The 11,931-nt window shown below is 47.6% G+C and carries 11 protein-coding genes and 1 riboswitch; of the genes, 6 read left to right on the forward strand and 5 right to left on the reverse strand.

Going from position 1 to position 11,931, the window contains the following annotated elements; translation table 11 throughout:
- Positions 1–136 precede the first annotated feature (136 nt).
- A complete protein-coding gene (locus D5E69_RS08860; protein ID WP_048004542.1) occupies positions 137–1,270 on the forward strand; it encodes a thiolase family protein in 1,134 nt (377 codons plus the stop codon).
- A 33-nt stretch (positions 1,271–1,303) separates the two neighbouring features.
- On the opposite strand, the gene D5E69_RS08865 is transcribed toward D5E69_RS08860, so the two are convergent.
- On the reverse strand, positions 1,304–2,239 hold the full coding sequence (locus D5E69_RS08865) for a nucleoside hydrolase (RefSeq protein WP_159129566.1): 936 nt from the start codon (positions 2,237–2,239) through the stop codon (positions 1,304–1,306).
- Positions 2,240–2,296: 57 nt separating this feature from the next.
- Complete coding sequence (locus tag D5E69_RS08870) at positions 2,297–3,157, reverse strand: MurR/RpiR family transcriptional regulator (protein WP_048004279.1); 861 nt, start codon at positions 3,155–3,157, stop codon at positions 2,297–2,299.
- Positions 3,158–3,314: 157 nt separating this feature from the next.
- On the opposite strand from D5E69_RS08870, the gene gndA reads away from it, so the two are divergent.
- Positions 3,315–4,727: an NADP-dependent phosphogluconate dehydrogenase gene (gndA, locus tag D5E69_RS08875; RefSeq protein ID WP_048004278.1), complete on the forward strand. Its 1,413-nt coding sequence runs from the start codon at positions 3,315–3,317 to the stop codon at positions 4,725–4,727.
- Positions 4,728–4,768: 41 nt separating this feature from the next.
- Here the strand turns inward: gndA and D5E69_RS23370 are convergent, their stop codons facing one another.
- Together D5E69_RS23370 and D5E69_RS08880 are read right to left on the reverse strand one after the other, a co-directional pair.
- The gene (locus D5E69_RS23370; RefSeq protein ID WP_187427040.1) at positions 4,769–4,939 is read right to left on the reverse strand and encodes a YczO family protein; all 171 of its coding nucleotides are present in this window, start codon (positions 4,937–4,939) and stop codon (positions 4,769–4,771) included.
- A gap of 91 nt (positions 4,940–5,030) precedes the next feature.
- Positions 5,031–5,801, reverse strand: coding sequence for a SurA N-terminal domain-containing protein (locus D5E69_RS08880; protein ID WP_048004277.1), 771 nt, complete (start codon positions 5,799–5,801; stop codon positions 5,031–5,033).
- Positions 5,802–6,335: 534 nt separating this feature from the next.
- Positions 6,336–6,516, forward strand: a riboswitch (cobalamin riboswitch).
- A gap of 145 nt (positions 6,517–6,661) precedes the next feature.
- Between D5E69_RS08880 and D5E69_RS08885 the strand changes: the two genes are divergently transcribed.
- The 3 genes from D5E69_RS08885 to D5E69_RS08895 all read left to right on the forward strand — a co-directional run bounded on the left by D5E69_RS08885 (position 6,662) and on the right by D5E69_RS08895 (position 10,399).
- Positions 6,662–8,899 (forward strand): ribonucleoside-diphosphate reductase subunit alpha, encoded by a 2,238-nt coding sequence (locus tag D5E69_RS08885; RefSeq protein WP_048004276.1) that lies wholly within the window; start codon positions 6,662–6,664, stop codon positions 8,897–8,899.
- Positions 8,900–8,917: 18 nt separating this feature from the next.
- Positions 8,918–9,955 (forward strand): ribonucleotide-diphosphate reductase subunit beta, encoded by a 1,038-nt coding sequence (locus D5E69_RS08890; RefSeq protein WP_048004275.1) that lies wholly within the window; start codon positions 8,918–8,920, stop codon positions 9,953–9,955.
- 117 nt (positions 9,956–10,072) lie between these two features.
- Positions 10,073–10,399, forward strand: coding sequence for a DUF3243 domain-containing protein (locus D5E69_RS08895; protein ID WP_048004274.1), 327 nt, complete (start codon positions 10,073–10,075; stop codon positions 10,397–10,399).
- A 101-nt stretch (positions 10,400–10,500) separates the two neighbouring features.
- Here the strand turns inward: D5E69_RS08895 and D5E69_RS08900 are convergent, their stop codons facing one another.
- Positions 10,501–10,944 (reverse strand): SACOL1771 family peroxiredoxin, encoded by a 444-nt coding sequence (locus D5E69_RS08900; RefSeq protein WP_048004273.1) that lies wholly within the window; start codon positions 10,942–10,944, stop codon positions 10,501–10,503.
- Between the two features lie 150 nt (positions 10,945–11,094).
- Here D5E69_RS08900 and D5E69_RS08905 point away from each other — a divergent pair, with 150 nt between their 5' ends.
- Complete coding sequence (locus tag D5E69_RS08905; RefSeq protein ID WP_048004272.1) at positions 11,095–11,910, forward strand: YihY/virulence factor BrkB family protein; 816 nt, start codon at positions 11,095–11,097, stop codon at positions 11,908–11,910.
- The last annotated feature ends 21 nt before the right edge of the window (positions 11,911–11,931 follow it).

The raw sequence follows: 11,931 nt of genomic DNA on the forward strand, positions 1-11,931 counted from the left end.
GCCTGTTCTTTTTTTGTGCCATCTTCATCTCTGCTTCCCTTATAAGTTCAATTGGCAGAATAGTTAAAATCCGATTTCAATTTCTCCTATTTACAGGTAATATGGGGTTATGAACAGGGAGAAAGGATTGATTGCTGTGAGAGAAGTTGTCATTGTCGAAGGAGTACGCACGGCTGTCGGGAAGAAGAATGGAGCCCTTGCCGGAACACGGCCTGATGATCTTGCCGGCTATCTGTTGAGGGGATTAATGGAGAAGTCGGGTGTTTCACCTGGGCTTGTAGAGGATGTGATTATGGGGTGTGTGACCCAGTCAGGAGAGCAGGCAGGGGATATTGCAAGGGTGGCTGCCCTTATAGCCGGTTTTCCCGTTGAAGTGCCCGGGGTCACGATCGATCGGCAGTGCGGTTCGAGCCAGCAGGCGGTCCACTTTGCTTCACAGGCCATCCTTTCAGGCGATATGGATGTCGTCATCGCCGGGGGTGTGGAAAGCATGAGCCGTACACCCATTGGATCGAATTTTGCCGGTGCCGGGCTGAGTGATGAGCTGAAAGAACGACATGAGATGATTCATCAGGGGATATCGGCAGAGCGCATTGCAGAAGTGTATGGCTTATCGCGGAATGAACTCGATCGGTTTGCCTTAGCCAGTCATAAGAAAGCTGTTTTGGCCAGGGAGAGTGGTTACTTCCAGGAGGAGATCCACGCCATAGGGGTAGATGGAGGAGAGTTCCTTGAAGATGAAGGGCCCAGGCCGGATACATCCTTGGAGGCGCTGGGAGGGCTTCGTCCGGTGTTCAGGGAAGGTGGCATCATTACGGCAGGGAATTCGTCGCAAATCAGTGACGGAGCAGCAGCCCTCCTCCTTATGAGCAGGGATAAGGCCGTATCACTCGGATTAAAGCCCAGATTCAAGGTCCATACGAGAGTCGTGGTCGGTTCAGACCCGACGCTCATGCTCACAGGGCCGATCCCTGCTACAAAGAAGGTATTGGAGAAGTCAGGTATCCCACTTTCCGAAATCGACGTATTCGAAGTGAATGAAGCCTTTGCACCCGTAGTGCTGGCGTGGCAGAGGGAGATCGGGGCGGACCCTGCCAAAGTCAATCCGAATGGAGGAGCCATTGCCTTGGGGCATCCCCTTGGGGCAAGCGGGGCCAGAATCATGGTGGGCATGATGCATGAGCTTGAACGTACCGGGGGGCGATACGGCCTCCAGACGATGTGTGAGGGTCACGGAATGGCAAATGCAACAATCATCGAAAGAATATGAAAGAACCCGGTCCTCAAAAAGGGCCGGGTTCTTTCATGCTCGGCTCATGATCTTGATGTAATCATGAATGAATGCTTCATAATCGATGGAGAGATAAATGTTCGGTGAGTGAAGCCCAGGTTTTGAATCCGAGCGGAAATCTGCATTCGATTGCCCCCTGAATGGTCCTGCTGTTTCAACCCCGACGTCCCTTTCAAGAAAGCGGCCGTATGATGGATTCATCATGAGGGAAGCAGCGACGAGATCATGGATCGGTGGGCCGGGCAATCCGGGTATCTTTTCTTTGTAGGCGTGATCATAGAATGTGTGGACGTCTTTAAGAATCGAGGTGAGACCCGTATCCGACCCTTGAGCGGATGTGATCATATCGATATGTGAGGATGTGACGATTGCCCGATTGGTCACGTTGAGGGGGAAGAGGCTGATGCGCGGTACGGTTGAAAGGATGGCATGACTGGCGACTGGATCGCCGTGAAAATTAGCTTCGGCGGTTTCCGTCACATTACCCGGTACAAGAAAAGCGCCACCCATGATATAGAACCCGGATACTTGATCGATGAACCCCTCGTCAAGAATGATGGCAACGGCGAGGGAGGTACTCCTTCCAAGGTCCAGGATGTGCACATTGTCATAGGCACGGGCGATCTTAAAGATCTCGCTGAACTCATGAAAGCTTCCTTTGAATGTGCCCGGAGGAGTGATGGGGCCGAGGCCATCCGGTCCGTGGATCTCAGGATAATAAACAGGTGTTTTCCCCGTACACGAACGGGTGGCACCCATGATGACGGGGATCTCTTTTTGACCTGCAAGGTCAAGGATGTAAGCGATATTATTCGCGGCTTTATCACGTGCTGTATTTCCGTATCCCGATACGATCCCGATCACCTGTATGTCAGGGTGCATCAGGGTATACATGATGGCCAGGGTATCATCGATGCCCGGGTCGGCAAAGATCAATACATTCTTCACACTTCTTCACCTCCTTCCCTCACTATATGAGATAGAAAATGAAGGTTATGCCATTCCTCAGATCTTCTTCACTGAGATGGCGTCCCTCATTTTTTGGAGTGACCTTGAGGACTGATCTTTCCGCTTCATCATAATGGTCACATAAAGGGCGTCTACGATGCTCAGCTGACCGATACGGGAAGCGAGTGCTTCTGATCGGTAATCGGTTTCTTGGGATGATGTGAACAGAGGGACGTCGACACCGAGACTCATAGGGGACTTGGCAAAGTGGGTGATGGCAATCGTCGGGACACCGTTGCCCTTGGCTACCTCCAATACCTCGAGTAGATCCTTATTCGCCCCTGAATGGGAGATGAAAAAGATGAGGTCTTCACTGGTAAGCTGGGATGCTGATATCAGCTGCATGTGGGAGTCATTGTATGCAGTGGTCGTCATGCCTGTACGCAGGAACTTATGATGAGCATCCATCGCAACGAATCCTGATCCTCCGGTTCCATAAAATTCGATCCTGCGTGCTTTCAGCATCATCGCAACCGCCGATGTAAATGATTCCTCATCCATGATGGCGATGGAGTCTTCCAGCGTGCGGATATTGGAGCGGAACACCTTTTGTGCAATGATTTTTTCGCTATCCCCCTCTTCAATTGTCTCATGTATGTCATCAAGAGGGGTCACGATTTCGGCCGCCAGGGAAATCTTCATGGCCTGATAGCCTTTGAAACCGATGCGTTTGCAGAACCTGAAGACGGTGGCATCAGCTACGGACAGATCTTCTGCGAGCTGACTGATCGTAGAATGGATAATTTTTTCCGGGTCAGCAATAATAGTATTGGCGATTTTCTTTTCTTTTTCGCTAAATTGAGAATAGTGGGACCGGATGCGTGGTAAACAATGTTGAGGTGTGTCGGTTTGTCGCAATGTGGGGCCTCCTTGTAAGAGATGGTGGATGAAAATTATTTTAACCTATTGTACAATAGAAAAAAATATTATTTCAAATTTAGTATCGAGAAAATTTATTTCGTATTATACTATGGATGATGAAATGATGTTTATACAATCGAAAGGATGATGAAAGATGGGACAACAACAAATTGGTGTAGTCGGCGTCGGCGTCATGGGGAAAAGCCTTGCGCTGAATTTTGAAAGCCGTGGATATAAGGTTGCAATCTACGATGTATCGGAAGAGAAAGTGGCGGGTGCCCTTCAGGAGCACCAGGACAAAAATCTGACAGGCTTCCACCAGGTGGAAAAATTCATCGACTCCCTTGAAGTGCCAAGGAAGATCATGATGATGGTACCTGCAGGGAAGATCACGGATCTTGCCATTGAATCCATTCTTCCACACCTGGATAAAGGGGATATCCTCATCGACGGAGGAAATACATACTTCGAGGACACGGTGAGGCGCAATAAGGAGCTCGCTGAGCGAGGAATCAACTTCATCGGTGCCGGAGTATCCGGTGGCGAAGAAGGGGCCTTATACGGACCGGCAATCATGCCTAGCGGTCAGAAGGAAGCCTATGATCTCGTTGAACCATTCCTTACGAGCATTGCAGCCAAGGTCAAAGGGGACGCATGCAGCACCTATATCGGTCCTGATGGTTCCGGTCACTATGTGAAGATGGTGCATAACGGAATCGAATACAGCGATATGCAGTTGATCTGTGAAGCCTACTATTTGATGAAGAATGTCCTTGGACTGAGCGCGCAGGAGCTTCATGAAACATTCAAGGAGTGGAATGAAGGTGAACTTGACAGCTACCTCATCGAGATCACAGCCGATATTTTCACAAAGATCGATGAAGAGACGGGAGAACCTCTCGTTGAAAAGATCCTTGATACAGCAGGACAAAAGGGGACCGGTAAATGGACAAGCGTAAGTGCCCTGGATCTCGGCGTACCCCTTTCCATTATCACGGAATCCGTTTTTGCCCGTTTCATCTCGGCCATGAAGGAAGAGCGCGTGAAAGCGAGCAAGATCCTGAAGGGACCTAAAAACCAAACCTTCTCCGGTAACAAGGAGGAATTCATCGAGAGCATCCGTAAAGCTCTATATCTGAGCAAAATCTGCTCTTATGCACAAGGTTTCGCACAGCTTCAAGTTGCTTCTAAGGAATATGACTGGAACCTGAAGCTCGGTGAATTGGCGAAAATCTTCAGGGGTGGATGCATCATACGCGCAGGTTTCCTAGAAGAAATCATGAATGCATATGACCGTGATGGCGAGCTTTCAAATCTTCTCCTGGATGATTACTTCAAGGGAATCGTCGAAGGCTATCAGGAAGATGCCCGTGAAGTCGTGGCGACAGCGATCAAGCTAGGGGTGCCTGTACCTGGACTTGCGAGTGCCCTTGCCTATTACGACAGCTACCGTTCCGAATCGCTCCCTGCAAACCTCCTGCAGGCACAAAGGGACTACTTTGGAGCCCATACGTACCAACGGAAAGACAAAGAAGGTATATTCCATACCGACTGGTTAAGAAAATAATGCACAAAAACAAGCCTGGCATCGATGCCAGGCTTGTTTTATTATTCTTCGCTGGAAGAAGAGTCTTTGCTTTTATGCTTCTTCTTTTCATCCTTAAGGTCTTTGTGTAATTCATCCAAAGGGATGGAGTCGACTGTCTGTTCCTTTTCAGGGTCTGGAATGTCCCGGTCGTCACTCTCTCGTTTAGGCTGAACGTTCTCATCTTTCGACACCGCAGTTCCTCCTTTCTGTTGTAATAGTGAAATACCCTCATATTCCGCTCGGAAACATAAAAAAGGACATCCTGGTGGATGTCCTTTTTTATTAGATTTTTACGTCGACTTTTGCATCTTTCTTCAGATCTTCCACGTGCTTCACAAGCTGTTCTTGTTTCTTTTGCTGCTCAAGCTGTGATTTGATCTGCGGCTCTACATCCTCAAGTTTCGGTGCATCTTTAGAATCCTGGCCGCTTTGGCTAGTGTACTGTTCGTACATTTTTTTCACTTCGTCGTCTGTCACTTTTTCGGTCTTGATTTCTTTATCGACATATTTGGTATACTTGATGTTTTCGGCAATCTGATTTTTCAGTTCATCCATGGTGAATCCGGCATCTTTCATGGCTGCATTGAACTTTTTATCATCTTCATATTGCTTTTTGACTTCTTCGAGCTGCTTGTCCACTTCATCATCTGAAGCTTTATACCCTTTTTTATCGGCTTGTTGAAGTAGAAGTGTCTGACCTACAAGGCTATCGATGGTTTGTTCTTTAATCTGTTTGGCAGCATCCTTGGAGGTTGGGTCCTGACCCATTTGCTGATATTGCATTTGAGAAGAAGAGAGTACGTTGTTGTAGTCTTCCCCTTTGATTTTTTCATCATTTACGATGGCGACGACTTTATCGTTGTCGACTTTCTGCTTGTCCATCTTTTTTTGCATTTCTTTCATTTGTTTTGCTTGTTCTTCCTCGCTTTTTGCCTGTTCGGAGGATTTTTTACTATCATCGGATTTTTTTGCACTATCATCATTAGCTCCGCAAGCTGCGAGCAGCAGTACGGTCATAGCCGCTAAAAGGATCGTGAGTAAACGTTTATTCATAGTGATCTCCTTTCGAAACTGGGTTTCAAGCTTCTAAAGGGCATTTTAAAGGATTCCCGGAGAAAAAGAAAGTATTTGGGAGGATTAATTTCCTTGTAATTCCCTTGAAATAGAAGAGAAGCCATATAAAATGCGGGTTTATCGAAGACAAAACGTGTGACAGCCTGGTGAATGAAACATAACTGTAAGGAATTCGTGGTAAAAAAGGAGCCGCTGTCGATGGGGGTACCATCTCAGCGGCTCAAAATAATAGGGGACCTAAGAATACGGTCAAAACAACCTTCTATTGCATCATAAATGGATAACAGGATTTCCTCAAGGGAAGTCTGGCGCCATCTGGCCCGATATGGAAGGATTACATACTGTCTTGTTCTGCTCTTCTATGGAATTTAACGAAAAAAATAATTGTAGGCATAAATTCATCCTGCTTTCATTCTTTTCATTTGAGCTTCTCTGTTGTAAAATGTAGAAAGTTGGTTTAATATAAAAGACGCAACATATTGTGTTTTTCTTAAATTTCATAACAATATATTGTTTATAACCTATGATTGTGGTGTCGGATATCGACTTAAAAGGGAACCCGGTGAAATTCCGGGACTGTCCCCGCAACTGTAAGTGCAAACGAAAGAAGGAATGCCACTGTCCATCGGACGGGAAGGCCTTCGAGTAGGCAAAAAGCACAAGTCAGGAGACCTGCCAGGATCAGTACGTGTTATCTTCTTCGGGAATTGGGAGGATAGGCGAGGATTACCCTTGGCGTAGTATGCCTTGTGAATCTATCGTTTATGACTGCCCATCCTATGTGAATAGGATGGGCTTTTTTCATCCTCTCCCGACTAATAAAAGGGAGGAATACTAGTATGACATCAACCATTAACGGAACTACGGCATCCCATAGAGCGGAACGTCTATTAAGCGGGCTTCGGGAAAGCCATGAAGCATTGAATTGGGAGGAATACACTCAAAAGGTAGCCCTTTATACGGAAAATCAGCCAGGAGTGGAGGAAAAACAGCTTCTGCAGTTCTTGATCCTGTCTGCTGTTGAGCGTATTTCATCAAATGAACCTGATTGGACGTACGTGGCGGCCTCGCTATATTTGAAGAATCTCTACGCCATCAGTGCAAACGCAAGAGGTATGGAGCCTTACAAAGGCTTATATGAGCTTATCGGGACACTGACCGAGAAGAATCTGTATTCTACGAAATTACTGGATACATACAGCAAAGAGGAGATGGATCATCTCGAAAGTCTCATCCGTCCTGAACGGGATGAATTGTTCACTTACATAGGAATCGTCACCCTGTCAGAGCGTTATCTCACCAAGGATCATTCAGGGGTTTTATTCGAACTGCCGCAAGAGAGATTCATGATCATCGCCATGACGCTCTTGATGAATGAGCCGAAGGAGCACAGGCTTATGCTTGTAGAGGAAGCCTATTGGGCCCTGTCCAACTTGTATATGACTGTGGCAACCCCTACCTTCGCCAATGCCGGCAAGAGCTATGGACAGCTCTCAAGCTGCTTCATCGATACGGTGGAAGACGATTTGCGCAGCATCTACGACAGTAATACGGACGTTTCCACATTGAGCAAGAACGGAGGCGGGCTCGGTATCTATATGGGGAAAGTAAGAAGTCGCGGAAGTGATATCAAAGGATTCAAGGGGGTCAGCTCCGGTGTAATCCCATGGATGAAGCAGCTGAACAATACGGCTGTCTCCGTGGATCAGCTCGGCCAGCGCCAAGGGGCCATCGCCGTCTATCTGGATGTGTGGCACAAAGATATCTTCTCCTTCCTCGATACGCGATTGAACAACGGAGATGAGCGCCTTCGTACCCATGACCTGTTCACGGGCGTCTGTCTCCCTGATCTCTTCATGGAGCAGGTCGAGAATCGCGGGGACTGGTATCTGTTCGATCCTCATGAAGTGAAGACCATCATGGGCTATGCCCTTGAAGACCACTTTGATGAGGAAAAAGGATCCGGTACGTTCCGCGATAAGTACTGGGAATGTGTAAATGAGCCGGCTTTGTCCAAAGAAATCATCCCGGCGATCGATATCTTTAAGCGGATCATGATTTCCCAGCTTGAAACGGGCACGCCTTACATGTTCTATCGCGACAGTGTGAATCGTCAAAATGCAAATAGTCATAAGGGCATGATCTACTGCAGTAACCTTTGCACGGAAATCGCCCAAAACATGAGCCCGACTGTGATGGAAGAAGAAGTGGTCAAGGACGGGAAGATCATCACCTACAAAAATCCGGGAGACTATGTGGTGTGCAATCTTGCGTCCGTTTCCCTTGCAAGGACGGTACGGGATGGTCAGATGGAACGTGTCGTCACGATCGGGGTGCGGCTCCTGGACAATGTCATTGATCTCAATGATATCCCGGTCCTGCAGGCCCAGTTGACGAATGCACGGTACAGGGGTATCGGACTCGGTACATTCGGATGGCATCATCTCCTTGCCCTTGAAGGAATCAAATGGGAGAGCGATGAGGCGGTATCGTACTGTGACCATTTATATGAAGACATCGCCTTTTACACAATCAAGGCGAGTCAGGAATTGGCAGAAGAAAAAGGGGCATACCCTTACTTCCCGGGATCCGCTTGGGAGACTGGCGCCTACTTCACGAATAAGGGGTACGAAGGCGAGAGATGGTTGGAGCTTAAAGAAAAAGTGGAAAGCGCCGGTATCCGCAATGGATACCTGATGGCTGTCGCCCCGAACTCTTCGACATCCATCATTGCCGGATCGACGGCAAGTATCGATCCACTGTTCAGACTCGAATATTCCGAAGAAAAGAAAGACTATAAGATCCCGGTCACGGCACCTGACCTTTCACCGAAAACGACCTGGTACTATAAAACCGCTTATCATGTGGATCAGCATTGGAGCATCCGCCAAAACAAGGCAAGGCAGCATCATATCGATCAGGGGATTTCCTTCAACCTGTATGTGAGGAATGACATCAAGGCGATTGATCTGCTCAATCTCCACATGGACGCATGGAAATCAGATTTGAAAACGACCTATTATGTGCGGTCGACCTCTGTTGCAAACTTCGAAGAGTGCGAGAGTTGCCACAGCTAATAAGAAAGGATGGTAGAAATGGAAGGATTGAAAAAACGGGTGCTCGTTGACGAAACGGCACCGAATAAATCAACGGGGATCGTCAACGGAGAAAGCTCGAACATCCTGAACTGGGATGACGTGCGGTATACGTGGGCGTACCCCAAGTATAAGCGCATGCTCGGGAACTTCTGGACGCCATTCGAGATCAATATGGCAAAAGACATCAAGCAGTTCCCTCAGCTGACAGAAAAAGAACAGGAGACGTTCCTGAAGATCATCGGACTTCTTGCCCTCCTTGACAGTATCCAGACGGACTATGCGGGGAAAGTGGCAGATTACCTGACGGATTCGAGCGTGAATGCTCTCATGATCATCCTTGCCCAGCAGGAAGTGGTGCATAATCATTCCTATAGCTATGTGCTTTCAAGCATTGTACCGAAGAGCGTGCAGGATGAGGTGTTTGATTACTGGAAGAATGAGCCGATCCTGATGAAGCGGAATGAATTCATCACCAATGGATACAAAGAATTCGTCGAGGCCCCGACGGTGGATAAACTGCTCAGGTCCATCATTTACGATGTAATCCTCGAAGGATTGTTCTTTTATTCCGGATTCGCCTTCTTCTATAATCTGGCAAGGAACCAGAAGATGGTTGCGACCAGCACGATGATCAATTACATCAACCGTGACGAACAGCTCCATGTCGGACTGTTTGAGAAGATCTTCAAGGAAGTGCTGGCAGAGAATCCTGAATACGATACGGATGAGCTCAAACGATACGGCACAGAAGCTTTCAAAGAAGCGGCGATCCTTGAGATTGAATGGGGGAAAGAAATCATCGGAACCCATATGGATGGTCTCATGTTCAGTGACCTGGAGGCCTACATTAAGTTCATGGCAAATAAAAGGGCCAAACAGCTCGGGTTTGAAGAGCCATTTGAAGGGTTCAGATCCAACCCACTCAAATGGATCATCGCCTATCAGGAAGTCGATATGGGTAAAACCGATTTCTTTGAGCAAAAATCAAGACAATATACAAAAACATCCGACGCGAATGGGTTCGATGAACTCTGAACGCGAAAAAGGCAGTCCTGTATGGGGCTGCCTTTTTGATGTACTTTCAACGATCTGCACATCTCCATGTTTAGAAAGGGAGTTCAGGGGAAAACACCCAACAAATAGTAAAAGGAGATGATCAAGGTGGCAGAAACGAATGTCGATCAGAAGGTGGAAGACAAACTCAGCAATATGTCCCAGGATAAAAAGGAGGACATCCTTGAAAATTTTGACCATTTCAAACAATACTTAGGCAAGAAGGTATCGCTCGCAGAGAAACTTGGCCTTGGTGAAGAGCAGCAGGCAAAGGCAGCACAAAAGGTAGGGGATTATCTGGCGGCTCATGAAGAACCGAAAAACCGTGAAGAGAAATTACTCTATGAACTCTGGAAAGCAGGGGATGAGAAGGAGCAGCATATGCTATCCCACATGCTCGTGAAACTCGTACATCAAGAAGGCTGAATTAAAATAGGGATGCGGGAGAGGCATCCCCTTTTTCCGTAAAATGTCCCAGAACAAACAAGAAACGCGCGGTGCCTTAGCACCGTGCGTTTCTTGTTTGTTCATCCGTTTTGGATCGTGGGGGATACTTCCACTTCGACATTTCCTTTTAAGGCCCTTGTGATCATACAGGATTGTTCGGCCTTGTACATCAATTTTTCGGCCAGGGCATATTCCTTATCCGTAGGCCGGTCGAGTGTGAGTACAGGACGGTGTAGAATGCGTTTATAGGTGATGACGCCCTTTTCCACTTCCACTTGACCCTCTGAGGTCATCCTCAGGTTCAACTTGTTGATCTTGCTTCGCTCGAGCATGGCGGCCAGGGTGATGATATAGCAGGTTGCCGCGGCACCGAGAAGCATCTCATCTGGATTGGTGCCTGCACCGGGTCCATCCATTTCAGGCGGGATCGAGATGTCGGTGGTCAATGTCTTGCCGGACATCGTACCCACATCGTTCCTGAGGCCGGGCCAGTCAGTATCGATAAAGAATGAATGTATAGCCATGATATCTCTCCGTTCTGATAGTAGTTCCTCTCTATACTATAGGGTGATGGGGTCCTCTTGCAATGAAATGGCTCCTCCACATCCAAAGTGGTACGAATCGAGCGAATTGGGTAAAATACAGTATCAACTCGTATGAGGGGAATGAACATCATGAATGATTATATCAAACAGGTTTTCAGTCGATTTTTTCAGGAGCGCTTTTACGATCAAGCGGCACAGCTTGCCTACTATCTGCTATTGTCTTTATTTCCTTTTTTGCTATTTGTGTTTTCGTTGATCAGCTATCTGCCGATTTCCGAAACGAATGTGCTGTTGCTGATCAAGCCGTTTGCCCCTGAAAATTCCTATGACATCATAGAGAAGAATGTTGAGAGGGTCCTCTACAATCAAAGAGGGGATGTATTATCTCTCTCCCTCATTTTCACTTTCTGGCTTTCCTCCATGGCGGTACAATCCATGGTGAGGTCGATGAATCAGGCCTACGGCATCCAGCGAAAGCAGCCGTTCCTGGTCGCCCTCTTTTATGATTTTCTCTTGACGGTGGGATTCATGGTCCTGATCTCCTTCTCCCTCATCGTTCCGATTGTGGAGGAATTCATCCGCCATACCCGGATCGCAGAGGGACACATCACAGGAGGGTGGGAGCCCCTTTGGGTCATCGGAAAGTGGGGGCTGAGCTCGGTCTTCATGTTCTTTTTATTTCTTTTCCTCTATTATGTCGTGCCGAGTAAAAGGATGCTGCTCCGCTATGTTGTGCCGGGTGCCATTGTCGCTACATTCGGCTGGCAGTGTGTATCCTGGCTGTACGGTTCCTATGTGAAATTGACGGATTACTCCCAATTCTACGGACAGATGGGGAGCGTGATCACCCTGATGGTCTGGTTCTACCTTTCATCGACCATCCTTCTCATCGGTGGCCTGCTGAACGGGACCATCTCCATCAAGCATAATCGTACCTCCGGTTGATTTACGCCGGAGGTTATTTTT

It is taken from the genome of Rossellomorea marisflavi (assembly GCF_009806575.1).
GTDB lineage: Bacteria > Bacillota > Bacilli > Bacillales > Bacillaceae_B > Rossellomorea > Rossellomorea marisflavi_A.